We start from the raw sequence: 24426 nt of genomic DNA on the forward strand, positions 1-24426 counted from the left end.
CCGGCTTGCCCGCTATTTGGCAGCGATTTCGGACATGCGCGCCTGCCCGGCCTTGACGGCGTCGGCAGCGCTCTGACCGTCGACAACAACGCGCTGCAGGGTCTCGGCGATCACGTTCTGAGCCGAGATCGCGCCGATCGACGGAAACACCTTGCCGGTGGTGAAGCCGAAGAGTTTGCCGGTTTGCGAATTGGCGATCATGGTTTCGACCTGGGACTTGTATTTGGTCACGGTCTTGTCGCTCCAGAACGATTCCGCCTTGGCGCCGTCATTGGTCACCGGCAGGAACAGGCCTGGCTCCATTGTGAGGAAGCGACCGTAATTTGCAGGCTCAAGCAACCAGCTCAGAAACACCTTGGCGGCATTCTGCTTCGCCTCATCCTTTGTCGTCAGCATGATGGCGTTCGAATAGGAGATGGTCGCCGACGCGCTCTGATCGTCGGCATGGGGAACGGGCGCCACGCCGAGATCGGCGGCGTCGCCTTCGGCCTGCGTTTCATAGGTGTTGATGACACCGAATTGCAGGATCATCCCGCAGCTGCTGTTTGCAAAGCAGGCTTCCGCCTCCCCCCAGGTCCATGTGCTGCTGTCGGCTGGCGAAAACTTGGCAAGCTTGCTGTAGAAATCGTAGGCTTTGACGGTTTCCGGCTTGTCGAAGGCAATCGAGCCGTCGTCGTTGTAGAGATCGCCCGCACCGCTGTTGACCATGAAGCTATAAACAGTCTGGTCCGTATAGAGCTGCTTGTTGGCCGGAAGACCGATGCCGGATTTTCCATCGGTGGAGAGCTTCTCGGCGGCCGCCTGCCACTCGCTCCAGGTCTTCGGCACCTCCACGCCTGCCGCCTTCAGCACGCTGTTGCGGTACCATAGCGAGATCGCCATGTTGTAGGCCGGCACGGCCCAGACATGGTCGTCATATTTGTAGGGCGCGAGCGTCGCCTCGACGAAGCCATGCTTGCCGTCGAGGTCCTTGACCAAGTCGTCGACCGGCACGACGACATCGATGCTTTTCAGGACTGTCGTGAAATCGGGAATGGTAAAGAGAAGATCCGGGCCGTTTCCGGCAGCGAAGGCCGCCGGCGCCTTGGCGTAGACCTCGCCCCAGCTTTGCGGCTCCTGCTTGACCTGGATATCGGGATGAGCGGTGTTGAATTCGTCGAGCAGCTCCTTCATGCGTTGCACGCGGTGTGGCGGCTGCTCCATATGCCAGAGCGTCAGGTCAACCGGCTCGGCATAGGCGGTGCCGGCAAGAAGCGTAGCGGCAAAGCCGGCGATCGTCAGAAATCTTGTAGGGCCCATCATCGTTTTCTCCCGTTGCTTTCGAGACTCCCCTTGAGTCCCGAAATCCCTGTGTCCTGGAATCTCAAAGATGCGGATTGCGCGGCCGATAGCGCTCGATCAGCGCCTCGTTGACCTCCTTGGCGCCCGGCATGTTGGCGCTGAGATAAATGGGTGCGGCGCCACCAGCCGACTGCAGACGCGCGGCTGCCTCGACAAAGACGGCGTTCATCAGCGCTGCCCCGATCGAGGTTGACACCGGGCCGGCACGCAAACTGCTCCCCGGCAGGTTGACGGTGGCGTCGCCAGGAGGCGCACCATTGTCGAGGACGATGTCGGCGACATCGGCGAGCCGCGTTCGCCCTTGGGCAGCAGCCTTGGAATAGGCTTCCGAGGTGATCGCGACAACGGTCGCTCCGATTGTCTTGCCTATCAACGCAGCCTCTACGGTGGCCGTATTGACGCCGCTGTTGGACACGACGATCAGCACATCGTTTGGGCCGATCGGATAGCGGGCGAATATGGGCGCGACGATGCCCGACATCCGCTCGAATACGGTGCCCGCGACCGCACCTTCATGCACCATGGTCGTTGCGGCGAGGATCGGCACGGTCAGCGCCAGCCCACCGGCCCGGAAGTGTGCCTCTTCAGCCATGGTGTGGCTGTGGCCGGTGCCAAAAACATAGACCAGCCCGTCAGCCTTGGCCGTGCGCTCGACGGCGGCGGCGGCGAGCGCGATCGCTGCGGCATTGTCGTCGTACAGACGACCGATGCGGGTAGTGAGGTCGGCCAGATAAGCCGCGGCAGTCGGCGTTTTGGTCATTTGTCCAATCCGAGCGTCAGATTAACGCGCATCACGAAGCAGTCGCCGCGATAGACCGCCCGGACGTATTCGATCGGACGGCCCTTCGCGTCGAGCGTGCGGCGGGTGAGAAGGAGAACCGGACTCTGCAGCGAAATACCAAGCGACGCAGCACTGGCCGCATCCGGATGCGCGGACCAGAGCTTCTGCTCGGCTTCGCTCGGGTAGAGGCCATAATCCTCTCGCAGCACGCGATAGAGCGAATCCGTGCTGAAATCCGCGCGTTCCAGCAGTTTCGGCGCCAGCGCCGCCGGGATTTCGGTGCGCTCGAGACCAACGGGCTCAGCATCCGCCAGACGCACGCGAACGAGGCGATGGACCGGCGCATGCTCGGCAATGCCAAGTGCCGCCGCCGCTTCGCGATCCGCCGCGCCGACGCCTGCATCCAGCACGATGCTGGAAGCCATGCGGCCGCCGCGATGCATCTCCTCGGTGAAACCGCTCAGCGTGCTGAGCTGCTGTTCGATGTGCGGATGGGCGACAAAGGCGCCTCGGCCGGTGCGCGTCTCTACCAAGCCGCGCCGTTCGAGAAGCTTGAGCGCCTGGCGAGCAGTCATTCGGCTCGCACCGAGTTCCTCGGCCATCTGCCGCTCCGACGGCAGTCTTTCGCCGACCTTCAGCGCACCGGACGCGATCTGCGCCGCGAACGAACTCGCGATGCGTTGGTAAAGCGGCACGTCGTCTGCAGCGATGATCGAAGGCATGGACAGGTTGAACCAGAATTTCTCGTGGTATGTACCACCTGGAACAACTGTGTAGAGCTTTTCCGGCTATCTGCGCAAGCTGCTGTCGCGGCGGGCGCAATAATTTGCGAAGGCGCGGTCCCAGGCCGGCTTCATCGAACCGTCCGGCTCATGGCGGCGCTGTATCTGCCGGGTCGCAGTCGACGCTTCGCGGATCGACCCGAACCGCCCAATGGCAGTCGCCGCGAGGAGAGCTGCTCCCCTGGCGCCAAATTCCGTCCCGGCCGGGACGAGAACGGTGACGCCGAGCGCGTCGGCGATCATTTGGGTCCACATCAGGCTGCGCGCTCCGCCGCCGGTCAGCAGGATTTCGCCGCTGGCGCCTTCCAGACCTTGGTACAGATCGCGCATCGCCAGCGTCACGCCCTCATAGACGGCCCGGATCATGTGAGGCCGCCCGTGTCGGGGTGCGAGACCGTAAAAACCGGCGCGCGCCTCGTGGTCGACCACTGGCGCAATGATGCCGCTCTCGCTGAGATATGGCAGATAGGTCACGCCCTCGTTGCCGACAGGCAGCGGGGCGATCATCGCCTCGACCCGCGCGTAGAGATCGGGTTCCCCGGCTATGTCGGGCAACAGCGTTTCGATAGCCCAGTCAAGGTTGAGCGTGCCGGCCACGTTGACCATCGCACGGAACCAGTTCTCGCCGGGCAAGGTAAAAAGCAGGCCCAGATTGGGTGGCGTGAACACGGGCCGATCCGAGACGATGCCGACCATGCAGGTCGTACCGAGAACCGCCATCGCCATCCCGCTTTCGAGCGCACTGGCGCCAATGACCGTTGCCGGTACGTCGCCGGCGCCGATCGCCACCGGCGTGCCTTCTCTCAGGCCGGTGGCAATTGCTGCCGTGGCCGTGACGAAGCCGGCTATGGTTTCGGAATCTGCTGCTGGCGGCAGCTTGTGCGCCAGGTCGGCGACATCGAACAGCGCAAGCATTTCGGGACTGTAGTCGCGCTGCCGCGCGCTGCCTGGCGCCACTGCAGCTTCCGTTCGATCGGCGGCTACCCGCCCGGTCAGCTTCAGACGCAGGAAATCCTTATAGCCGAAAACATGGGCCGCCCTGTCCAGCACATCTGGCTCATGTGCTCGCAGCCAAGCAAGGAGCGGCAACGTGCAGCCCTGCTGCAATACGCAGCCATCCGACTGGAATATCCTTTGATAGAAATCCGGCATGTCGGCCGCCCGCCGTTCCAGCAAATCCTGCGCCCGGCTGTCCTCCCAAATGATACCGGGGCGCAAGGCACTGCCGGTGTCATCGACCAGCCATGCCCCTACCATGGCTGCCGACAGGCCCACGGCGGCAATGTCGTTTCCCACGATACCGGCATTGTCGAGAGCCGCGCGGATCGCCTCGCTCACCGCGCTCCATGCCAGGGCGGGATCGAGTTCCGACCAGCCCGGATACGGTCTTTGCAGGCGGATGCGACGAAATCCCATGCCGAGCTGTTGGCCTTTCTCGTCGAATACCGCGACTTTGGTTACGGACGAGCCCGCGTCGATGCCAAGGAAATAACTGGTCATGAATTGGTCTTATCTCTGATGGCACGCAATGCAGGCTGATCCACGGCCGCCTGGTGGCGGTTCAATCGTGCCGGACATCAGCGCGTGCCTATTTTTATTTTCACGAAGGGCTTCGCTGATGGCGCCGATCTGCCCGGTACCATATTTCAACGGCCCAGCCCGAGTTCGGCAACGAAATCGTAGGCGTCGCCGCGAAAAATCGACCGGCTGGATTCAACGACGACGCCGTCTTCCCTCCGGGTTATCCGGTAGATGTCGAGCGCCGCGGCGCCCGTTCGTGCCTTGAGAAGGCGAGCGCTCTTTTCATCGAGGTTGATCGCCGAGAAACGCTGAACGGCCTTGACTGGAACATGGCCAAGACCGCGCAACGTCTGGTAGAGGGAGTCTTCGATCTGCTTCGGGTCGGGCAAGATAGCAGCCGGAATCAACGAGCTTTCCAACGCGATGGGCTCGTTGTCCGCCAGCCGCAGCCGGCTCATTCGAACGACAGACCCGCCATTGGCCATTTCGAGTTGGCGCGCCTCGTCGGCATTGGCCACGCCAAGCTCGCGCTCCAGCCACAGCGTACCTGGCGTCCGGCCGCGCGACGTCATGTCTTCGGAGAAGGAATAAAGTCGGCTCAAGCTTTGCACGACGCGCTCGCGCGCGCCCGAAACATAAGTTCCGCTGCCATGTCGCTGGGTAATCAGACCTTGCCGCACAAGTTCAGCCATCGCTCTGCGCACGGTCACCCGCGAGATGCCAAGTTCGAGGGCAAGCTCGCGTTCGGGCGGAAGAACGGCTCCCGGTTTCAAGGTGCCCGAGGCGATCGCATCGACCAGGGCTGTCTGCAGACGCCTGTAGACCGGCGCATCACTTCCCTTGCTCTGCGCGGCAGCAAAAAAATCGAGGAATGTCACGCCTGGGGTCCATAGCGATAATACCAACACAATACCAATTTTAGCGATGACCGCAACAGCTGGAGTGGCACACGCTTGCAGGTCCTGTCGGCCTGCGGAGCGGAGAAGCAGCTAAAGCTGCCTGCTGAAGCCAAGCCTCAGCACCTGATTTGGGCGAGTGGAAAGAGCAGGTTGCGCAGGGTTCGGAAGTTCGGGACGATGCGATCAGACCCCTTTGAGAATGATGATCGTCGGCCGGTCGGGCAAGGTCTTCAGCGACACCGCCAACGACCGGCCGGAGAGGAATTCCACGGCGAAATCGTCGCCCATCTTACCCGTGAATTCGCTGATCGGGGTCGAATGGCGATGCATGGGCAGGATCATCGAGGAATAGAGCCGCGTGGTGATTTCGGTCATCCGGTCGAGCGACAGCGTCATGCCGCCGTCGATAGGCACCATAAGGATGTCGAGCCGGCCGATGGCGCCGTAATGCGCGTCCTCCAGCCGGTGGTGCAGATGGCCGAGATGGCCGATGCACAGTCCTGCCACTTCGAAGATGAAGATGGAATTGCCGTCCTTGCCGAGATCGCCGCCATTGCGGATGTCCGTCGGCACGTTGCGGATGTAGACATCGTCCACGACAAGGGCGTGGCGCGCCGGACCGCCATCCGGATTCCAACCGCGCAGCACATATTCGATGGCGGGATCCGGATGGTCCGAATAATGGGTGCGATGAGCCTTGTTCATGGTCACCACGCGCGGCAGCGGGTCAGCGCCGTAGACGCCGGAAAAGTCGGTGGCGATCCTGACGCCGGCGGGCGTCTCGATGATGTAGGTCGAATGGCCGGCATAGGTGATCGTAACGTCGCCGTCGACGAAGGCCTCGGCCAGCATAGGCGTCCGCGCCTTGGGCGTCGTGAAGCTGGCATAGGTGGCCGACGGCAGCGCTTGCGCAATAGCAACGCATCTCGACGGCGGCGGCCCTTCCTGGGCCGAAGCGGCGGGCGGCCAGAAAGCCAGGATCAACAGAACGGCGGCAGATAGGCGGAGCATGGCTGCCTCCCGGGCAGGACTGGCGTCACGCCACGATAGCGTTACTAGCCATCCTAGTCACCACTCCGAAAAAGCCGGGAAGGCAAATGAAGCCAAATAAGGGGCTATGCAACGGGTGCGTGTATGATACAAATGCAGGTAGGTGGGTTGATGATTGTCGGTTTCAGGTCGCCTCGTTTGTGATCCTTCGTTCGGCATTTGAATGGAGATCGCATGCGGCCTTACCTTCTCTGCCTTGCTGGTTCAGCGCTGCTCGTTTCACCGGCTCTTGCACAAGCACCCACCGCTCAATTCAACGTCCAGATCACCATCAACGCCGAATGTCAGATCAACTCGGCCAGCGATCTGAATTTCCCAGCATCGGGCGTTATTGATACCGCGGTCGAAGCATCGAGCGCCATCGCCGTTCAGTGCACCAATGGAACGGATTACGACATCGGGCTCAATGCCGGAACGGGCGCTACCGCTACCGTCGCTGCCCGACAGATGACCGGGACGGGTGGGGAAACGGTCACCTATTCCCTCTATACGGATGCCGGCCATGCTGATGTTTGGGGCGACACGATCGGAACGGACACCTTAGCGGGTACCGGAACCGGCGCCGAGCAGACTTACCCCGTCTATGGTCAGGTGCCAGTGCAGGATACCCCCACGGCCGGCACGTATGCCGACGTCATTACGGTGACCTTGACCTACTAAGCCATACCCAGACTAGGGAGAGGGGAAATGCGGTTAGTAGCCGTCATAGTCGCATGTCTTGCAGCTGTCTTTGAATTTGCCGGCATTGCGCAAGCCGCGTCGCTGCGAGTCGCGCCTGTCGTGCTCGACCTCAGGGCGCCGACGGCCGCCTCCACCATCCGAATCTGGAACGATGCGCGCCGGCCGATCAATGTGCAGGTCCGTGTTCTTCGCTGGACCCAGAGAAACGGGGAAGATGCCTACGAGGTTACGAACGATGTGGTCGCCAGCCCGCCGATCACGACGCTTCGGCCGGGGGGAGAAAACCTGATCCGGATTGTTCGAACCTCGAAACGACCCGTCAATGGAGAAGAGAGCTATCGGTTGGTCGTGGACGAGCTGCCGGACCCGTCCCGCCGTGTGGCCGGAACAGTCGTTCTGGTGGTGCGCCATTCCATACCCGTATTCTTCGCCACGACCGACGCCCCAGGGGCATCTCCGACTTGGAGCGTCCAGCAAAAGCGGGGTGGTTATCTCGTCACCGTCCGCAACCGGGGATCGATGCGGCTCAAAGTATCGAACCTCGCCCTGAGCAGCGGCGGTAAGGTCGTGGCGCGCCGCGAGGGACTAGTTGGCTATGCGCTCGGGAACTCTACTGCGAAGTGGTTTGTCCCGACCACCGGCCGCGGCCGGCTGTCCGGTTCCGTGAAAATCTCGGCGGACAGCGAAGCAGGACGTTTTGATGCTACCGCACGCCTTGCGGGCGGCTAGTGCTCCATTTTTGGTGTCGATTGGGCTCCTTGCGCTGCAAGGTTCAACAGCTTTCGCCGAATCGATTCCCGCAGCAACAGGCCCCGGTGCAGGGGCAACACCCGTCAGCGTCTCTCGCGACCTTCAACTGGAGGTGTTTATCAACGGCACCTCGACCGACCTGGTTGCGGCTTTCCGGCAGGATACCGACGGGACCTTGGCAATCGAACCGGTCCAGTTGCGCAATGTCGGCATCGAACCCGGCGACGAAGCCTTGCGGCCGAATGGGCTGATCGACATAGCCAAGCTTCCCCTCGTTTCCTTCGAGTTCGACGAAGCTGCCCAGACCATCCATTTCACAGTCGAATATGATGCGCGTTCTGCGCGTGTCATCGATTCCCATGAGCGAGCTCAGGACGAGACTTCCACCGGAAGCCCGCAAAGCAGCCTCGGCGCGCTGGTGAACTACACGCTGTTTGCGGGCTCCGGGGGTGACGGCGTCGATGACATGTGGGCCTTCGAGGGCGCGTCGGGATGGTTCGAAGCTCGCGCATTCAGTCCGTTCGGCGTCCTCGCAAGCTCTTACGTCGCCAGCAGCTCGCGGGACGAACTCTACGGCTCAACCCGTCTCGACACGACGTGGTCATATTCGAACCCAAAATTGCTGACCACGTTTCGCGCGGGCGACGTGATTACGGGCGGCTTGAGTTGGACCCGGCCGACGCGGCTGGGCGGGTTGCAGATCCAGCGCAACTTCGGCCTGAGGCCGGATCTCGTGACCATGCCCCTGCCCGAACTCTCCGGCTCCGCGGCAGTTCCGTCGACGGTCGACATCTATGTCAACAATGCCCGTCGACTGTCGGAGCAGGTTCCGACCGGCCCGTTCCAGATTACAAATCTGCCGGTGGTGACGGGAAGCGGAACGGCGCGTGTCGTGGTGCGCGATGCGCTCGGACGCGAGACGGTTTCCGAAACGCCCTTTTTCGCATCATCCGAGCTATTGGCATCGGGGTTTTGGGACTATTCGGCCGAAGCCGGCTTTGCCCGCCGGTTCTATGGCGTCGAATCGAACGACTATGACGGGCGCTTTATGGCCTCGGGCACGCTTCGCTACGGACTAACCGACTGGCTGACCCTCGAAGGCCATGGCGAAGGCGGCGGGGGGCTCATCAATGGCGGTAGCGGCGCTGTGTTTGGCATCGGCCCTTACGGTGTGGGATCACTCGCGGCGTCAGGAAGCAGCTATGCCGGGCAGACGGGATTTCAGGTCTCAGGCAGTGTCGAGTTCGAGCTTTGGGACCTGCATTTTTTTGCGCGAACGCAGCGCACGTTCGGAGACTACAACGACATTGCTGCGGTCACCGTTGATCCTCTCCCGCCGCCGTCGCCCGATGATGACTTCCACGTCCACAGCGCCGCACCGCCGCGTTCGCTCGACCAGGTGTCTGTTTCGGTTCCCCTGAAATTCGATCCTTCGAACCTCAATTTCAGCTACACCCAGCTCGAGACGGTCGAGGGCGACCGCTCGCAGATCCTCGGCCTCTCCTTCAACCGTTCAATCGGCAGGGCATCGCTCTTTGCCACAGCCTTCAAGGACTTGGCGGATGAGGATTCGTTCGGTGTCTTTGCCGGAATTTCCATCCCGATCGGCGAGGACATTTATGCTTCGACCGGCGTTTCTTCGGACTCCGACGGGACGTCGATCACGACTGATCTGGTGAAGGCCGAAAGCGCCGATATCGGCAGCGTCGGCTGGCGGCTCCGTGACACGGAAGGCGCTTACACAGAGCGTGCCGCGTCCGTCAGCTATCGCGCGCCTTTTTCCCGCTTCGAGGCAAGCGTCGGGCAGTATGAGGATCAATTCCGCGCAACAGCCCAGGCCGACGGTTCCGTCGTCTTCGCCGGCGGCGACGTCTTCTTTTCCAACCGCATCAATGACGCCTTCGCGGTGGTCGATGCCCGTGTTCCGGATATCGAGGTTCAGTATGAAAACCGGCCGGCCGGCCGCACCAATCGCCGCGGCAAGCTGCTGGTGCCGGGCCTGCGCTCCTACGAACCCAACCAGATCACGATCGATCCGACGAACCTGCCGGTCGACGCAACGGTGGGCGGTACCCGCGAAGTCACCGTTCCGGCTGACCGCAGCGGCACCGTCGTAAAATTCGATGTTGAGACCGATGTCCAGGCTGCACTCGTCACACTTCGCGATGAGGACGGCGAATTAGTTGAGACGGGTGCGGCCGGACAGGTCGAAGGCACCTCTGCGAGCTTTATCGTCGGCTATGACGGGCAGGCTTTCATCAAGGGGCTGGGCGCCCAAAACCGCATCGTGGTGGATCAGCCGACCCGCGGCCGCTGCAAGGCTGAGTTTGTCTTTAATCCGCGCGACGGCGAGCAGGTCACCATTCCCGATGCAGTCTGTCGCCCGACGCAATGAGGACACCCAAAATGCTCCGTCTGGCTCTTTTCCTGTTGTTTCTCTTCCTGGCGCCGGTTGCCGCCAACGCCGCCAACTGCACGTTCAGCGTGACCAACGTCAATTTCGGCAATGTCGATGTCCTTGCCGGTTCGCCGGTCGACACCACGGCCACGCTCAACATAAACTGCACCAGCGTCGTCTCGGGCTTCGTGCGGGTCTGCCCCAACCTCAACGCCGGGTCGGAAGGCGCGACCGCCGGCATCCGGCATATGCGCTTTGCAGGCACAGCGCTGTTCTACAACCTTTACCAGGACGCCGCACGGAGCATACCCTGGGGCTCGGCGGAAAATTCCTCGCTCGGATCGCCGCCAACGTTTGATTTCACCACATCGGTTGGAGGCTCCGTTTCCGCGACGCGGACGATCTATGCAAGGGTGCTGGGGAACCAGCCGAGCGTCGGGGCGGGCCTCTACACGTCGCAGTTTTCCGGTTCCCAGACCCGAATCATCTACGGCGAAGTTGCCACTTTCAACTGCGCGATTTCGGCCGGAGGTTCTTTCAGACGCGTCACTTTTTCGGTCCAGGCCAACGTTGGCGCCAACTGCAGCGTGACGGCGCAGAACATCAATTTCGGCAGCCACGGCGTGCTCGACGCCGCAGCCGACGGGACCGGCGGTATTGCCGTTAGCTGCACCCCGGGCACGGCCTACAATGTTGGCTTGAACAACGGGCTAAGCGGCACCAGTCCGACGGCTCGGCGCATGACGCTCGGCGGCCAGGCCGTGACCTATGGCCTCTACAAGGATGCCGCGCGCAGTCAGCCCTGGGGTGGAACCATCGGGACCGATACCCTTGCAGGCGTCGGCGCAGGCGCGACGCAGAACTTGCCCGTCTATGGCCGCGTGCCGGCGCAATCGACGCCGCCCCCTGGCACCTACACTGACACTGTCGTGGTCACGGTCACCTATTGACTTGATGCCCGCGTCGTCAGTCGAGGCTTGTCACGGATGCGATTATGACGACTACCGTCGGAACAGTCACGTTTTCGCGAGAGCCTGAGCGGCCGAACGTCTGCCCGGCCGCCCGATCGATCGCCAGGGATCAGGGCGTCGGCCGGAAGACGCCGTTCTCGTCGCGCTTGAGCGGCGCGGTTTGCCGGGGAAGCGGCGCACCAGGCGCTTCGGTGACCGAAACGCCCTCCGTCCAGTCGGCGGGTGCAATGGCGATGTAACGCGCATAACCGCCTGACCCGCCGAGCGGCTTTGCAAAGCCGATTGTTACCAACGCTCCGGCCTCCGGCACCTTGTCGAGGTTTGCAACGCCTTCCGCCTGGGTGAAATCGTTGTGAAGCAGCCAATGTTCGCCTTCGAGATTGGGCGTGGTGTCGGTGTCGAGCGGCTCATGACCATGAAACAGTATCTTCCGCTCCAGATGCAGGAACTTCAGCGCGTCCAAACTGACGCCTGGAAACGGCTTCTGGTTGAAGCGGGCGGCATCGGACCATTTCTTGTACCAATCCGAGCGCACGAATACGACCGAACCTTCCGGTATGCGGCCGTGCTCCTTTTCCCACTCTTCGATGTCAGCGACCTGGAGGTGATAGCCTTCGTCACTTTGCACCTTGCCGCTGATGTCGATCACGACGAGCGGGCGCACGGCATAGGTGGCCGGCAGGTCGCTGATCGTTGCGCCGAGCGGGTTCCAGTGGGAGGGCGGATCGAGCTGCGTGCCATATTGGTCCGTCGACAGCTCGTAGGCGGTCGCGACGAAGCCATGCTTGTCGTAGGCGAACTCTTCGCCGGCCTTGACGTAGCCCTCGATGTCCTTACCGGCGACAGTCGGCTTGAACTTGGCATTGGCGAAACCCGGCCATACGGGCTGCACCGGCTCAAAGGCATGGGTCAGGTCGATGTACTTGGCCGATTTGAGCGTGTTCTCATAAACCGACCAAAGGGACGATTCCTGCGCCGACGCGATCGCCGGCACTGACCAGGCGGCTCCCAGCAAGGCGATACGAGCGAATTTAGACACCCTCATCTGCAGTCTCCCCGGAAAACGCTGCCGAGTATCGCGAGTTTCCCGCAGGACGACAAGCATATGCATTCCTCCATATGCATTCCCCTCAAGAAGGTCGTGCCAATACGGATTCCATCAGATCCGCCAATCACCGCGATCGCATGGGCCATCGGCTCATTCAATTTGGTTCGCCATTCCGGATAAAATGCACAGCGCCAATGCCGCCGGTGATAATGACCTCTTATCGATAGCGATAAGACCAAGCCTTGACCAACACGAAAAGATCGCGCTACCGTCGTTTAAATTCCCAATTGCCGTGCTGTCCACGCGCCGCTCGACGATAGCGCCTATGTGCGGCCTCAGGAGAGAACCATGACCATCACCGTCAAGGTCGGAGAGGCCAAGACACACCTCTCCGATCTGCTGGCCAAGGTCGAAGCCGGGGAGGAGGTCATCATTTCACGCGGCAACGATCCAATCGCAAAACTGAGCCGAATCCCCAAGAAAAACGACCTGGGCGCTCTGATCGAAGAAGCCCGCGCCGCGCGGGCCAGGGCCAAACCCGTCACGACCGAGGAGATTCTGGCCTGGAAGCATGAAAGCCATCGCTATTGATGGTCTTCGTCCTCGATGCGTCCATTGCGGCCGCATGGCTCCTTCCGGAGGAGCACAGTGAGGCGGCTGAAGCGCTGATTGGCGCGCTGACAGCGCAATGCCCGGTGCCGTCCCTGTTCTGGCACGAAGCCCGCAGCATCGTTCTGATGGCCGAACGCCGCAACCGCATTGCTCCAGGCGAGGCGATCGCGGCGATGGGCCGGTTGCGGCGCCTGCCGCTTGAGGATGCAGGAGCGGGTGGGGACGGATCTGTTTTGGCGCTAGCAACAAGCCACGGGCTGAGCGCCTACGATGCCGCCTACCTGTCACTGGCTCTCGAGCGAACGCTTCCGCTCGCCACGTTGGACCGCAAGCTGGTCGCAGCCGCGCTAGCCGAAGGCGTCGAGATCGTTGGGCCCCTCGACAATGGCTGAACCCCGGCCCCTTGTCACCTTCCTCGCGGTGTTGCCAATGCCGGAGATAGGATAACGGAAGACGTGGCCGACCTTGATTTCAGCCGGCAGCATTTTTTCCGCCCACAGTCTGCTCCCCGCCTAACCCAGACAAAGTCAAACGTCTCGTAAAAGGAACGTCGGCAGAATTTCACTTCAGCAAGCGACGCGGCCTTCCTTCGCGCTTTCGGGCAGAGGAACGCCCCTCACTTCGTCGGCGCCACCCAGATCTCGGCGTCGAGCCTCTTGGTCGCAAGGCCGCGTGCGATGGCTTCGGCGCTGCGGGCGTTTTTCGACAAGGCCGCGGCCTGACGCTTGCTGATCACCAATCCTTCGGCCAATGCCCGGTTTCCCGAAAACACCCGCGACAGGAATGGCACGCGGCTGCCGCGCGCCCGCGAGAATCGCGCTGGCATGGTTTGCCTTGACGTATGGGCGGCGACCTCGTCGATCCAGCCTTCCGCCAGCCGCGCCCCCGGCTCCAGCAGCAACAGCCAGTCGCCCTTGGCCTGCCGGATACCGGCAGCAATGCCGCCGCTCGCCACAAAGAGGCAGCCGGCATGTTCGGCAACGCGGTGCGTCTGGTCGGTCGAGCCGGTGTCGCAGATGACGACGTCGCGCACCACGCCCTCGACCGCGCCGCCGATCAGCGAGGCGAGCGTACGGGCAAGTCTCTCTTCGTCATTGAGGGTCTGGATGAGAACGCTGAGCATCGTTAGCCGAATAGCGGAAAGCCGGGCGTAGCGCCAGTTGTCGCGTCGCACCGAAGAAAGTTCTTGCTTTGTTCTCATCGACGAAATAGGATTATTTTCATGAACAGAGCGATTCGACAGCCAGCCGACAGTCCCTGGGAGAGGGCGAAAATGGAACAGATCGTGCGTGCCGACATTGCCGCCTTCGGGGCCGGAAGAGCCGAGATGGCCAATGCCATGATCGAGCAGAGCGGCGTCCGTATCCGTCCGGACCGCAATCGCGGCCGGTCCGCCGGCATCAACCCGTCCGGCCGGTTCGAGCCGGTCAGCCGGCATGTGTTCGACGATGGCTGGAATTCGCTGGAGGAACTGCCGCCCTTCAAGACCGAGGTGCAGGTCGAGAAGCCGCGCACCATCATCACCCGCAACCAATCGCCCGACATTTCCTTCGATCGCTCGATCAATCCCTATCGCGGCTGCGAGCATGGCTGCGTCTATTGCTTCGCCCGACCAACGCACAGCTTCATGGGCCTGTCGCCGGGGCTGGATTTCGAATCGAAGCTGTTCGCCAAGCCGGATGCGGCGCGGCTGCTCGACAAGGAACTGTCGAAGGACGGCTATCAACCGCGCACCATTGCCATCGGCACCAACACCGATCCCTACCAGCCGATCGAGAAGCAGTACCGGATCATGCGCGAGATCCTCGAAGTGCTGGAGGCGCGCGGCCACCCGGTCGGCATCGTCACCAAATCCGCGCTGGTGACGCGCGACATCGACATTCTGTCGCGCATGGCCGAACGCGGGCTGGCCAAGGTGGCGCTGTCGGTGACGACATTGGACCGGATGCTGGCCAGAATGATGGAGCCACGCGCGTCGACGCCGACCAAGCGGTTGGAGGCGATCAGGCAGCTTTCGGATGCCGGCATTCCGACCTCGGTCATGGTCGCTCCGATCATCCCCGGCCTAACCGATCAGGAGATGGAACGCATCCTCGATTCGGCATGTGCTGCAGGAGCGCGCGAGGCCGGCTATGTCGTGCTGCGCCTGCCGCTGGAGGTCGCGCCGATCTTCAAGGATTGGCTGCTGCGCCATTATCCGGACCGCTATCGCCACGTCGTGTCGCTGATCCGCTCGATGCGCGACGGCAAGGATTACGATTCGGATTGGGGCAAGCGCATGAAAGGCGCCGGCCCCTATGCCTGGCAGATCGGCCGGCGCTTCGAGATATCAGCCAAACGGCTTGGGCTCAACGCCGAGCGGCGGTCGCTCAGGATCGACCAATTCGTCGTCGCGGCCAAGGCAACCGAGCAACTCATGCTGCTTTGAAAACATCATGTGCCGCCATTTTCGGCGGCACATGAAGAGATCCCGTCCGGCCTGTCTTGTCCCCGGGCTTGCAGACGGTGCCCTCCGGGTCCGGTGCCCCGCCGGCCCGAAGGGGCTTGCGGAGAATCGGAGCCAATGCGAACCTCGCCGCAACATGGCTCGCGTGCGCTCTGATTCTCCGCTTCTCTTCCAAATCGTTGAGAGACCCGATTTCTCCTTCGAGACGAAGGCGATGAGCGAGGGCCTGTGGCCAGTGGCGGGAATGGACGAGGCCGGCCGCGGCCCGCTCGCCGGGCCGGTCGTGGCGGCAGCGGTGGTGCTCGATCCCGCCAACATTCCCGACGGTCTCGACGATTCCAAGCGCCTCAGCCATCTGCAGCGCGAGGCGCTGTTCCTGAAAATCCTCGGATCCGCTCTTGGCGTGTCGATGGCCTCCGTCAGCGCGGAAGGCATCGATGGCAGCAATATTCTCAAGGCCAGCCTCGAGGCGATGCGTCGCGCTCTGGTCGGCTTGCCGGTGCAGCCGAAATTGGCCTTAGCCGACGGCCGCGATGTGCCGCCCGGACTGCCCTGCGAAGGCAGGGCGCTGATCAAGGGCGACCAGCGTTCGCAGTCGATCGCCGCCGCCTCGATCGTCGCCAAGGTGATGCGCGACCGCATGATGTGCGGCTGCGGCCGCCATCACGCGCATTACGGTTTCGAACTCCACATGGGCTACGCCACGGTCCGTCACCGCACGGCGATCGAGCTGCATGGACCAGTGGCGCGGCTGCACCGCGCGTCCTTCGCGCCGTTCCGGCTTGGCGGCACCGAGGTGCCTGACGAGGAGAGCCTCGCGGGCCTGGATTAGCGAAAGCGGCTGAGCGCGTAGTCTCCCCCCTTGAGGGGGAGATGTCGCCGAAGGCGACAGAGGGGGTCGCTTCAGCTGGCGCGACGCCATCTGGGACGAAGAGAAGGTTGGCGCTTCACGCGCGGCTACCCCCTCTGGCCTGCCGGCCATCTCCCCCTCAAGGAGGGAGATTACGCGCTCGCCCGCCCGCAATAAAAAAGCCGCCAGGTTTCCCAGACGGCTTTCTAATGAATTTCTCGATGAAATCGCTTAATTCAGCTTGGACTTCACGTCCTGAAGCGAGGCCTTGAACAGGTCGGCGCCGGCCTTGGCGTCTATCTTGCCGGCGAACAGCGTGCGGGCCGCTTCGACGGCGATGTCGACGGCACTGGCGCGCACCTCGCCGATCGCCTCGCGCTCGGCCTGACCGATCTTCAATTCGGCAAGCGCGGTGCGCCTGATAACATAGTCTTCGGTCTTCTGGTGCGCTTCAGAGGCTAGCATTTCGGCCTCGCGCTTGGCGGCAGCGACGATGTCGGCGGCCTCCTGTTCGGCTTCCTTGCGCTTGCGCTGGTATTCGCCGAGCAGTTGCTGAGCCTCGTCGCGCAGCCGGCGCGCGTCCTCGAGCTCATTGCTGATCTTGTCGGCGCGGGCGTCGAGCGCCTTGGCGATCAGCCCCGGCACCTTGATGTAGACGGCAATGGCCAGGAAAATGACGAGGGCAACGGTGGCCCAAAGCGTCGCGAGTGATGTGGCGTCCATGATGCGCTCCTCACCTGGCCACGGATTTGACGGCTGCAGCGATCTCGGCCTTGCTGGCCTTGCCACCGACAAGCGCCTCGACAATGGCCGAAGCGGTGTCTTCGGCGATCGTGCCGACTTCCTTCATGGCGTTGGCCTTGATGGACGAAATGCGAGCCTCGGCCTCGCCGAGCTTCTGGTCAAGCGCGGCCTCGACCTTCTTGCGGGCGGCTTCGGCTTCTGCCTTGGCTGCATCGCTGGCCTGCTGGCCGATCGCATTGGCCCTGGTCTTGGCCTCAGCCAATTCCTGCTCATAGGCGGCAACGGCGGCATCGGCCTCGCTCTTCAGCCTAGCGGCATGGTCGAGGTCCTGAGTGATACGGTCATTGCGGACATCGATGATGCCGCCGACACGCGGCATCACCACTTTCTTCAGGAACAGATAGAACAGCCCGAAGGTGATCGCCAGCCACAGAAGCTGCGACGGGAATGTCGCCGGATCGAATGGCGGGAACACGCCGTGCGCCTCGGCAGGCACGCCGGTGCCGGAATGCGTGTCGCCTTCCGTGCCGGTATGGCCGCCTTCGACGGCGGGCGCGGACTCTTGCGCAAAGGCAGATGTCACGAACATGGACTATTCCCTGATATCAGGCCTGCCGCTGATTGCGGCCGGCCGTCCAATTCCCAATTTTAGCCGAACAGGGGCTCAGCCGAACAGCGCCAGAAGCGCAATGAGAAGGGAGAAGATGCCCAGTGCTTCTGTCACGGCGAAGCCGAAGATCAGGCGGCCGAACTGGCCATCCGCGGCCGACGGGTTGCGCAGCGCGCCCGCCAGATAGCTGCCGAAGATGTTGCCGAGGCCAATACCGGCGCCACCCATGCCGAGGCATGCGATGCCGGCGCCGATGTACTTTGCTGCTTCTGCTTCCATTTGTTCAACTCCTTTGAATCTAAAAATTCCGTTGCGATTCCATCCGGCAGCAATGCCGGAAACTCTTGGCCAGCCTGGGTCAGTGCCCGGGGTGCAGGGCGTCGTTCAGATACATGCAGGTCAGCACGGCAAAGACGTAGGCCTGCAGGAAGGCGACCAGCAGCTCCAGCGCCGTCAGCGCCACGGCCATCGCCAGCGGCAGGACCGATCCGGCGATGCCGAGCGTGCCAAGCGCACTCAGGCTCACGACGAAGCCCGAGAACACCTTCAGCGTGATGTGGCCTGCCAGCATGTTGGCGAACAGACGAACCGAGAGGCTGACCGGGCGCGAGACGAAGGAAATCACCTCGATCAGCACCACCAGAGGCAGCAGGTAGACGGGCACGCCATGCGGGACGAACAGTTTCAGGAAACCAAGGCCGTGCTTCATGAAGCCGTAGACGACGACCGTTCCGATCACCAGCGCGGCAAGGCCGAAAGTGACGATGATGTGGCTGGTGACGGTGAAGAAATACGGGAAAAGACCGAGCAGATTGGCGACAAGCACGAACATGAACAGCGAAAACACGAGGGGGAAGAATTTCATGCCTTGCGTCCCGGCCGCGTCCCTCAGCATGTTGCCGACGAATTCATAGGCCATTTCCGAGACCGACTGAAGACGGCCGGGAACGAGGCTACGGCTCGAGGTGGTGAGATAGAGGAACGCCGACGCAACGGCGACGGTTGCAACCATGAAAAGGGCCGAATTGGTGAAGGATAGGTCGTAGCCGCCGATCTCGATTGGGATCAGCTTGTTGATATGGAACTGGTGGATCGGATCGACCTTGTCAGCAGCCACTTTAATTCCCCATCAAAACCGCGCGCGGCTTTAGTGTCCTGTTCACTGCGCCGGCAAGCGGCGCCTCAAATTCATTCTTTCGGATCGCGCGTTTTGTCGCCCTGTCCGAATTCCGCCATAAGCCCTGCGGAACGCAGGACGTTGAGCACGCCGGCACCAAAACCCAGCAGCAAAAAAACGATCAGACCCCATGGCGATGTTCCCGCCAAACGGTCGATGATCCAGCCGATACCGGCACCAACCACTATCCCGGCGATGAACTCGCTGGACAGTTTGAGCGCCTGGCCATATCCGGCCGCACTGCCCGCTTTCGCGTCGTCTTTCCCCTCGAGCCGGTCCGGCCGCCTTGTCGCAAGCGATGCTTCAAGGTCGCGCCGGCGGCGCTCAAGATCTTCGTCGCGGATGTCGGCTTGACGCTGTTTGCCGCGGCCGGTTTCTCCGGTTCCGTCTGGCCCATTCTTGTCGGCCATCGCAACCCCCTTGCCCGGTCAGATCGTCGCCGTCCGTCCGCTCTTAAGTCGCCGGCAACATAGTTAGAGGGTCCGCGCCCGTCAAGCCACGGGCAGACCTTCAGCCTTAAGTATTTTCCGCATTCGAATCAATGGCTTGCCAGGGTGCGACATCGTGCCCGACACCATCGTTGGCATACCGCGACCGAATCCCTCCGGCGATGGGTCCCCGATCGACCGCGCCTGGGGCCTTGCCGAAGCACTCAGCTCCAGCCGCCGCCATAGGTGCGATAGAAGATGTGCAGGCCGATCTTGGTCATTTTTTTCATCGTCCGCGCCCAACCCGGATTGACGTAGTTGGCGTAGTAATGGGTCGACGATCCCACTTCCGGGATGAAGATCTTGCCGGCAGTGACCGCCATGGCGATGTCCTGCGCGGTCTTGTAGTGGGCCGGGCTCTGGATGCGCTTCTTCCTGCCGTCGCAGGCGAAGGAAAACTGGCAACGATTGAACCATTTGTCGTTCTGATAGACGACGCCGCAGATCGAGTTCGGATAGGCCGGATTGCGAACGCGATTGAGGATGACCTGGGCGACGGCAGCCTGGCCGCGCACCGATTCACCGCGCGCCTCGAAGTAGATGCCGTTGGCGAGACAAGTCTGTTCCGGCTTGGAGAAGACGCTCGCCGGCAGCGGAGTTTGCATCCACGAATGATCGCCCTTGGCCAGCGGCGGAATGAAGCGGCCGCCATTGGGCTTCTCGTCCTGCAGCAAGGCCTCGAAGGGCGAAGCCTGGGCATAGTCGGGCTCGGCCGCTGCGTAGGCAGTCGCAAGGACATCGGGGCGATCGTTGTTGACCAGTGCGGCAAGCATGGCCGGCACGCCGGGATCCGGCTTCTTGTCGACGCGCGCGTGGAACGCGGCCGCAATCTGGATCTCCTTGCCTTTGATCTCCGGCTTGGCGAAAGCCATCTTCAAGCCACTGTCCATGCTTGGACGGAGCAGTGAGGAGGTGCGTTTGAAAATCGAGCCGGCGTTGAAATTCTTCGGCGGCGCGACTGGCGAGACCATGATGATGCGGCCCTTCTTGGCGGCACGTACGACGCGGTACTCGTCGGGCGTCGTGCTGGCCGCGCTGCCCTTGCCGCGAAACGACACAGCGCCGATGCCGGGCAACCGGACGCCGGAACCCGAGATCGCGCCGGTCGTATCGGAATCGAGGAAAGGCATTTCGGCGGCGTGAACCGAGCCGGCGACGGATTTCTCGACATAGGCGTTCCAGCGGGCGTTCGGCGCCTTGAGGCCGGAAACCAGGCTCGTCATGTCCTGATAGGCAGTGACCGTGGGAAAGCCGACCCAGATGCCAAGGCCGATGACCAGAGGAGACAGCAGTGAACGTCTCTTCTCACCGACGGCGGCAACCAGCGTCGGGAGACGTCGGTACACGGAGAGCATGCACCGATCAACAATGGACGGAGACAGCAGTGAACGTTTCTTCTCACCGGCGACGGCGACAAGCCGCTTCAAAACACGTCGATGCACGGAACTCTCCAGAAACGCAACTGACCCCACTGGAGAGGCACAATGATGCATTAACCTTGATGGTGCGTTAACAGGTTGGATCGTGTTTTCCCTGTCGACCCTCCCTCGATCTGAAGTCAGGCGCTTTTGCGGCCATCATCGGGCCGAAGAAAGATCGGCCAGGCGATCAGCGCGCAAAAAGCCGCAGCCAGCCAGGCGGCCGTCCACGACCAGAAGACGAGAAGGCCCGGAATGGCGATCGTCCTCGCGGCATGACGAAGCGAGGGGCGTTTCCGCCAATCTCCAAGGCGCAATCGCTCAGCGGCGTTTTTTCGCCTTGCTTGCGAACGGATTTTCCGAGGTGCGCAAGGCGATGCGGATCGGCACACCGGGCATGTCGAAGGCTTCGCGCAGGCTGTTCGAGAGATAGCGGACATAGGATTGCGGCATTGCGTCCGGCCGCGAGCAGGAGACGACAAAGCCCGGCGGGCGCGTCTTTGCCTGCGTGACATATTTGATCTTCAGCCGGCGCCCCGCCACAGCGGGTGGCGGATGATGCGCCAATATGCCTTCCAGCCAGCGATTGAGCTTGCCGGTCGAGACGCGGCTGCTCCACACTCTGTGCGTCCTGATGACGGCATCCATCAGCTTGTCGAGGCCACGCCCGGTCTCGGCCGAGACCGGCACCGCTTGCATGCCGCGCGCCTGCGGCAACAGCCGCTCGGTCTTCTCGCGCAATTCCGCCAGGAGTTCCTGGGGGTGGTCGATCATATCCCATTTGTTGAAGGCGATCACCGGCGCGCGGCCCTCGCGGATGATCAGGTCGGCGATCTGCAGATCCTGCTTCTTGAAGGGGATGGTGGCGTCGAGCACGATGATGACGATCTCGGCAAAGCGGATGGCGCGCAGGCCGTCCTGCACCGACATGACTTCCAGCTTTTCGTGGATCCTGGCCTTGCGGCGCATGCCGGCGGTGTCGAACAGTTTCAGGCGGCGGCCGTGCCAGTCCCAGTCGACTGAGATGGAGTCTCGGGTGATGCCGGCTTCCGGCCCGGTCAACAGCCGCTCCTCGCCGATCAACGCGTTGATCAGCGTTGACTTGCCGGCATTCGGACGGCCAACGACGGCGATGCGCATCGGCTTGGTATCATCATAGCTCGGCTCGGCATCCGGATCGGTGATGTCCTCGCCGATCAGCACTTCGCTGGCGGCGGTCTCTTGGTCCGCATCATCCTCCTCTTCGCCAAAGGCGCGCGCCTCGCCCAGTGCGGCGATCACCGCATCGCGCAAATCGGGCAGCCCCTGGCCGTGCTCGGCCGAGACCGGGATCGGCTCGCCAAGGCCGAGTTCCCAAGCCTCAAGCATGCCGCCCTGGGCGCCGCGCGCCTCGGCCTTGTTGGCGACGACGACAACCGGCTTGCCGGATTTGCGCACGATCTCGGCGAAGGTCTTGTCGTCGGGCATCAGGCCGGACTTGGCATCGATCGTGAAAAAGATCAGGTCGGCTTCGCGGATCGCGATCTCGGTCTGGGCACGCATGCGGCCCGGCAGCGTCGAAGCAGCAGCGTCCTCGAAGCCGGCGGTGTCGATGACGTCGAAATGCAGATCGTAGAGCTTGGCGGCATGGACGCGACGGTCGCGGGTGACGCCCGGCGTGTCGTCGACAAGCGCCAGCTTCCTTCCCACCAGACGGTTGAAAAGGGTCGATTTGCCGACGTTAGGCCGGCCGATGATGGCGACTTTGAATGTCATCCAGCTCTACCATCGTGCATGTCGTTGGTCCCAAAACCGCTTCGCACTTTTGGGCGACATTGCACTACGACACGCCGCCCGAACCACGGATCAGCTCGGACATCAACGTCGCCCGCTCGCGCGCGTTGCGCGGGGCGCCATCATCCGAGGCGATCTGGTCGAACAGTTTCAGTGCGTCCGTTGCCTTGCCTTCCTTCCAGGCGGCAAGGCCCAGCGCCTCGCGCGCCGTATGGCGCAGGGGATTGGTGTCGGCGGTGAGCGCCTCGACGCGGCTGGAGACATCGGCGAAAGAACCGTGATCGACGAGCAGCAGCGCTGCCCTGAGGCGCGCCAGGTCGCGAAGACCTGATGGAATGTCCGTGTCGGCGGCGACCTCATCGAAGTCCTTGACGGCAGCGTCGAAATCGCCCTTGTCCGCCTTGACGGTTGCCGCCCGCATGCGGGCGAGCAGCGGATAGGCGCCGTAGCCATCCTTCTCCAACTCAGCGAGAGCCGTCAGCGCTTCGTCGCGCTTGCCCTCATTGGCAAGCTTCAGCGCCTGCGAGAAGGCGTCGCCCGAGCGATTGGCGCGGGTCTCGTCCCAATAGCGATAGCCGACGAAGGCGGCGGTTCCGAGCACCACCAGCACCGCGAGCACAATCAAGGCAGGACCAAAACGGTCCCACAGCGCATGCGCCTGTTCGCGACGAATCTCTTCGTTGACTTCGCGGATAAAACTGTCGTCCGACATCTCGAAACCATCCTGCCCGCCCCAGGGCGGTTCAGAGCGACGTGCGTCCTTGGACGCACAAAGTACGCTCTAACACTTTGAATTGCGCATCGTGCTTCCTGAAATCAATTCCGATCTTCAGGCCGATGCGGAGCCCGCGTTTTAGCGAAATTTCGTCGGCATGGAAGAGGCACGACAGGAAAATCGGCTAATCGCCGGGCATGTGATCACCGGAGGCGACCGCACCGACGCCACATTTTGCCGATAGCCGGTGCTCGAACCCTCCTCAGATCCAGATCAGACATCGATGCCTCGTTTGTCCCGCGTTGTTGCGTTTTCCATCGCGTCGCTTGCTGCGGCGGGCGCTGCTGCCGCCGACCCGCCTGCGGCGCCAGCGCCGGCAAAGCCGAAGCAGGCCGTCATCATCTCGTTCGACAGCGCCCGCGATATCTCGCAATGGAAGCGCAGCCGGTTGCTGGCCGCGCGCACCGGCGCCCATTTCACCTATTTCGTCTCCTGCGTCTTCCTGCTCTCGCCGGAAACGCGCAAGGAGTACACGGCGCCCGCCAAGACCGCAGGCAAATCCAACATCGGCTTTGCCGCCTCGAAGCAGGAAGTCGCCGACCGGCTCGAGCAGATAAACCTCGCCGCCTCCGAGGGTCACGACATCGGCAGCCACGGTTGCGGCCATTTCGACGGCAAGGACTGGAGCAAGGCCGACTGGCTGAGCGAGTTCGGCTCTTTCTCCCACATTCTCGAAAACGCCTATTCGATCAACGGCATTGCCCCCGAACCCGCGGGCTGGCGCGAAATCGCGCGTCAGTCAGTCGGCTTTCGCGCACCCTATCTGTCGACAAACAAGGCGCTTTACGAGGCGCTGCCAAAGGCGGGCTACGTCTTCGACGCGAGCGGCGTCTCGCGCGGACCGGTCCGGCCGACGACCGCCAATGGCATCACGCGCTTTTCGCTGCCGCAGATTCCGGAAGGCCCCGACAGAAGACGGGTGATCGCGATGGACTACAATCTCTATGTCAGGCATTCCGGCGGCTTCGAGCGGCCGAGCAAGGCAGACGAGTTCGCCGACCGGACCTATGACGCCTTTCGCGCCGCGTTCGATGCCCAACACCAGGGGAAACGCATTCCGCTGGAACTCGGCTTCCATTTCACGCTGATGAATGACGGCGCCTACTGGAATGCGCTGGAGCGCTTTGCAGGCGAGGTCTGCACCAAGCCGGATGTCGAGTGCATCAGCTATCGCGACTTTGTTTTGCGGCAGCGCGCCGGGGAAAAGCAGGCGTCGGTGGGGGGCTGTGCCGCCCCACAGCGTTTCCCAAAAAAAAAAAGCCCGGGGAAGCGGGCCCGGGACTTGGGGGTAAAGCGGGGAGATTTAGAGGG

24 protein-coding genes and 1 pseudogene are annotated in these 24426 nt (G+C 62.5%); 9 read left to right on the top strand and 16 right to left on the bottom strand.

Features of this window, described 5'->3' with window-relative positions; translation table 11 throughout:
• Positions 1–12: 12 nt before the first annotated feature.
• From NKH73_RS28895 to NKH73_RS28920, 6 genes are all read right to left on the bottom strand, one after another.
• Positions 13–1302, bottom strand: coding sequence for an ABC transporter substrate-binding protein (locus NKH73_RS28895; protein ID WP_352938048.1), 1290 nt, complete (start codon positions 1300–1302; stop codon positions 13–15).
• Between the two features lie 61 nt (positions 1303–1363).
• Positions 1364–2101 carry an SIS domain-containing protein gene (locus NKH73_RS28900; protein ID WP_352938050.1) on the bottom strand — a complete coding sequence of 246 codons (738 nt, stop codon included), beginning with the start codon at positions 2099–2101 and terminating at the stop codon, positions 1364–1366.
• Positions 2098–2844, bottom strand: a complete 747-nt coding sequence (locus NKH73_RS28905; RefSeq protein WP_352938053.1) for a GntR family transcriptional regulator — start codon at positions 2842–2844, stop codon at positions 2098–2100. Before NKH73_RS28905 ends, NKH73_RS28900 begins: the two co-directional genes overlap by 4 nt.
• 66 nt (positions 2845–2910) lie before the next feature.
• Positions 2911–4404: an FGGY-family carbohydrate kinase gene (locus NKH73_RS28910; protein ID WP_352938055.1), complete on the bottom strand. Its 1494-nt coding sequence runs from the start codon at positions 4402–4404 to the stop codon at positions 2911–2913.
• 146 nt (positions 4405–4550) lie between these two features.
• Positions 4551–5303, bottom strand: a complete 753-nt coding sequence (locus NKH73_RS28915) for a GntR family transcriptional regulator (protein ID WP_352938058.1) — start codon at positions 5301–5303, stop codon at positions 4551–4553.
• A gap of 204 nt (positions 5304–5507) precedes the next feature.
• Positions 5508–6335, bottom strand: coding sequence for an MBL fold metallo-hydrolase (locus NKH73_RS28920; protein ID WP_352938060.1), 828 nt, complete (start codon positions 6333–6335; stop codon positions 5508–5510).
• 213 nt (positions 6336–6548) lie between these two features.
• On the opposite strand from NKH73_RS28920, the gene NKH73_RS28925 reads away from it, so the two are divergent.
• The 4 genes from NKH73_RS28925 (at position 6549) to NKH73_RS28940 (ending at position 11153) form a co-directional block, all read left to right on the top strand.
• Positions 6549–7034 carry a Csu type fimbrial protein gene (locus tag NKH73_RS28925; protein WP_352938062.1) on the top strand — a complete coding sequence of 162 codons (486 nt, stop codon included), beginning with the start codon at positions 6549–6551 and terminating at the stop codon, positions 7032–7034.
• 27 nt (positions 7035–7061) lie between these two features.
• A complete protein-coding gene (locus NKH73_RS28930; RefSeq protein WP_352938065.1) occupies positions 7062–7784 on the top strand; it encodes a fimbrial biogenesis chaperone in 723 nt (240 codons plus the stop codon).
• A 196-nt stretch (positions 7785–7980) separates the two neighbouring features.
• Complete coding sequence (locus tag NKH73_RS28935) at positions 7981–10200, top strand: fimbria/pilus outer membrane usher protein (protein ID WP_352938067.1); 2220 nt, start codon at positions 7981–7983, stop codon at positions 10198–10200.
• 11 nt (positions 10201–10211) lie between these two features.
• Entirely contained in the window at positions 10212–11153 is a 942-nt protein-coding gene (locus tag NKH73_RS28940) for a Csu type fimbrial protein (protein WP_352938069.1), read from the top strand.
• Between the two features lie 130 nt (positions 11154–11283).
• Here NKH73_RS28940 and NKH73_RS28945 read toward each other — a convergent pair whose 3' ends face one another.
• A complete protein-coding gene (locus tag NKH73_RS28945) occupies positions 11284–12219 on the bottom strand; it encodes a cyclase family protein (RefSeq protein ID WP_352938071.1) in 936 nt (311 codons plus the stop codon).
• Between the two features lie 351 nt (positions 12220–12570).
• Here NKH73_RS28945 and NKH73_RS28950 point away from each other — a divergent pair, with 351 nt between their 5' ends.
• Together NKH73_RS28950 and NKH73_RS28955 are read left to right on the top strand one after the other, a co-directional pair.
• Positions 12571–12813 (top strand): type II toxin-antitoxin system Phd/YefM family antitoxin, encoded by a 243-nt coding sequence (locus NKH73_RS28950; RefSeq protein WP_352938073.1) that lies wholly within the window; start codon positions 12571–12573, stop codon positions 12811–12813.
• The gene (locus NKH73_RS28955; protein ID WP_352938104.1) at positions 12813–13226 is read left to right on the top strand and encodes a type II toxin-antitoxin system VapC family toxin; all 414 of its coding nucleotides are present in this window, start codon (positions 12813–12815) and stop codon (positions 13224–13226) included. Before NKH73_RS28950 ends, NKH73_RS28955 begins: the two co-directional genes overlap by 1 nt.
• Positions 13227–13450: 224 nt before the next feature.
• Here the strand turns inward: NKH73_RS28955 and NKH73_RS28960 are convergent, their stop codons facing one another.
• Positions 13451–13957 carry a glycosyltransferase gene (locus tag NKH73_RS28960; RefSeq protein ID WP_352938107.1) on the bottom strand — a complete coding sequence of 169 codons (507 nt, stop codon included), beginning with the start codon at positions 13955–13957 and terminating at the stop codon, positions 13451–13453.
• A gap of 150 nt (positions 13958–14107) precedes the next feature.
• Here NKH73_RS28960 and NKH73_RS28965 point away from each other — a divergent pair, with 150 nt between their 5' ends.
• On the top strand, positions 14108–15262 hold the full coding sequence (locus NKH73_RS28965) for a PA0069 family radical SAM protein (RefSeq protein ID WP_352938076.1): 1155 nt from the start codon (positions 14108–14110) through the stop codon (positions 15260–15262).
• A 154-nt stretch (positions 15263–15416) separates the two neighbouring features.
• Positions 15417–16112, top strand: a complete 696-nt coding sequence (rnhB, locus tag NKH73_RS28970; RefSeq protein WP_352938078.1) for a ribonuclease HII — start codon at positions 15417–15419, stop codon at positions 16110–16112.
• 249 nt (positions 16113–16361) lie between these two features.
• On the opposite strand, the gene NKH73_RS28975 is transcribed toward rnhB, so the two are convergent.
• The 8 genes from NKH73_RS28975 to NKH73_RS29010 all read right to left on the bottom strand — a co-directional run bounded on the left by NKH73_RS28975 (position 16362) and on the right by NKH73_RS29010 (position 23052).
• Positions 16362–16853 carry a F0F1 ATP synthase subunit B gene (locus NKH73_RS28975; RefSeq protein WP_352938080.1) on the bottom strand — a complete coding sequence of 164 codons (492 nt, stop codon included), beginning with the start codon at positions 16851–16853 and terminating at the stop codon, positions 16362–16364.
• 10 nt (positions 16854–16863) lie between these two features.
• Positions 16864–17463: a F0F1 ATP synthase subunit B gene (locus tag NKH73_RS28980; RefSeq protein ID WP_352938082.1), complete on the bottom strand. Its 600-nt coding sequence runs from the start codon at positions 17461–17463 to the stop codon at positions 16864–16866.
• Between the two features lie 75 nt (positions 17464–17538).
• Entirely contained in the window at positions 17539–17763 is a 225-nt protein-coding gene (locus NKH73_RS28985; RefSeq protein WP_056103679.1) for a F0F1 ATP synthase subunit C, read from the bottom strand.
• 79 nt (positions 17764–17842) lie between these two features.
• Positions 17843–18601, bottom strand: a complete 759-nt coding sequence (locus NKH73_RS28990; RefSeq protein ID WP_095483947.1) for a F0F1 ATP synthase subunit A — start codon at positions 18599–18601, stop codon at positions 17843–17845.
• Between the two features lie 71 nt (positions 18602–18672).
• On the bottom strand, positions 18673–19071 hold the full coding sequence (locus tag NKH73_RS28995) for an AtpZ/AtpI family protein (RefSeq protein WP_352938085.1): 399 nt from the start codon (positions 19069–19071) through the stop codon (positions 18673–18675).
• A 242-nt stretch (positions 19072–19313) separates the two neighbouring features.
• A complete protein-coding gene (locus tag NKH73_RS29000) occupies positions 19314–20495 on the bottom strand; it encodes a cell wall hydrolase (protein WP_352938088.1) in 1182 nt (393 codons plus the stop codon).
• A 393-nt stretch (positions 20496–20888) separates the two neighbouring features.
• Positions 20889–22322 (bottom strand): ribosome biogenesis GTPase Der, encoded by a 1434-nt coding sequence (gene der / locus NKH73_RS29005; protein WP_352938091.1) that lies wholly within the window; start codon positions 22320–22322, stop codon positions 20889–20891.
• A 64-nt stretch (positions 22323–22386) separates the two neighbouring features.
• The gene (locus tag NKH73_RS29010) at positions 22387–23052 is read right to left on the bottom strand and encodes a tetratricopeptide repeat protein (protein ID WP_352938093.1); all 666 of its coding nucleotides are present in this window, start codon (positions 23050–23052) and stop codon (positions 22387–22389) included.
• A 286-nt stretch (positions 23053–23338) separates the two neighbouring features.
• On the opposite strand from NKH73_RS29010, the pseudogene NKH73_RS29015 reads away from it, so the two are divergent.
• A pseudogene (locus NKH73_RS29015) lies at positions 23339–24340 on the top strand (polysaccharide deacetylase family protein); the annotation flags it as partial.
• Between the last annotated feature and the right edge of the window lie 86 nt (positions 24341–24426).

This window comes from Mesorhizobium sp. M0938 (assembly GCF_040319125.1).
In the GTDB taxonomy this organism is placed as follows: Bacteria; Pseudomonadota; Alphaproteobacteria; order Rhizobiales; family Rhizobiaceae; genus Mesorhizobium; species Mesorhizobium robiniae.

Bases quoted from the DNA above. Each gene is read 5' to 3' on its own strand.
- NKH73_RS28895 (WP_352938048.1), bottom strand. From the start codon at position 1,302: ATGATGGGCCCTACAAGATTTCTGACGATCGCCGGCTTTGCCGCTACG.
- NKH73_RS28900 (WP_352938050.1), bottom strand. From the start codon at position 2,101: ATGACCAAAACGCCGACTGCCGCGGCTTATCTGGCCGACCTCACTACC.
- NKH73_RS28905 (WP_352938053.1), bottom strand. From the start codon at position 2,844: ATGCCTTCGATCATCGCTGCAGACGACGTGCCGCTTTACCAACGCATC.
- NKH73_RS28910 (WP_352938055.1), bottom strand. From the start codon at position 4,404: ATGACCAGTTATTTCCTTGGCATCGACGCGGGCTCGTCCGTAACCAAA.
- NKH73_RS28920 (WP_352938060.1), bottom strand. From the start codon at position 6,335: ATGCTCCGCCTATCTGCCGCCGTTCTGTTGATCCTGGCTTTCTGGCCG.
- NKH73_RS28925 (WP_352938062.1), top strand. From the start codon at position 6,549: ATGCGGCCTTACCTTCTCTGCCTTGCTGGTTCAGCGCTGCTCGTTTCA.
- NKH73_RS28930 (WP_352938065.1), top strand. From the start codon at position 7,062: ATGCGGTTAGTAGCCGTCATAGTCGCATGTCTTGCAGCTGTCTTTGAA.
- NKH73_RS28940 (WP_352938069.1), top strand. From the start codon at position 10,212: ATGCTCCGTCTGGCTCTTTTCCTGTTGTTTCTCTTCCTGGCGCCGGTT.
- NKH73_RS28945 (WP_352938071.1), bottom strand. From the start codon at position 12,219: ATGAGGGTGTCTAAATTCGCTCGTATCGCCTTGCTGGGAGCCGCCTGG.
- NKH73_RS28950 (WP_352938073.1), top strand. From the start codon at position 12,571: ATGACCATCACCGTCAAGGTCGGAGAGGCCAAGACACACCTCTCCGAT.
- NKH73_RS28955 (WP_352938104.1), top strand. From the start codon at position 12,813: ATGGTCTTCGTCCTCGATGCGTCCATTGCGGCCGCATGGCTCCTTCCG.
- NKH73_RS28960 (WP_352938107.1), bottom strand. From the start codon at position 13,957: ATGCTCAGCGTTCTCATCCAGACCCTCAATGACGAAGAGAGACTTGCC.
- NKH73_RS28965 (WP_352938076.1), top strand. From the start codon at position 14,108: ATGGAACAGATCGTGCGTGCCGACATTGCCGCCTTCGGGGCCGGAAGA.
- rnhB (WP_352938078.1), top strand. From the start codon at position 15,417: ATGGCTCGCGTGCGCTCTGATTCTCCGCTTCTCTTCCAAATCGTTGAG.
- NKH73_RS28975 (WP_352938080.1), bottom strand. From the start codon at position 16,853: ATGGACGCCACATCACTCGCGACGCTTTGGGCCACCGTTGCCCTCGTC.
- NKH73_RS28980 (WP_352938082.1), bottom strand. From the start codon at position 17,463: ATGTTCGTGACATCTGCCTTTGCGCAAGAGTCCGCGCCCGCCGTCGAA.
- NKH73_RS28985 (WP_056103679.1), bottom strand. From the start codon at position 17,763: ATGGAAGCAGAAGCAGCAAAGTACATCGGCGCCGGCATCGCATGCCTC.
- NKH73_RS28995 (WP_352938085.1), bottom strand. From the start codon at position 19,071: ATGGCCGACAAGAATGGGCCAGACGGAACCGGAGAAACCGGCCGCGGC.
- der (WP_352938091.1), bottom strand. From the start codon at position 22,322: ATGACATTCAAAGTCGCCATCATCGGCCGGCCTAACGTCGGCAAATCG.
- NKH73_RS29010 (WP_352938093.1), bottom strand. From the start codon at position 23,052: ATGTCGGACGACAGTTTTATCCGCGAAGTCAACGAAGAGATTCGTCGC.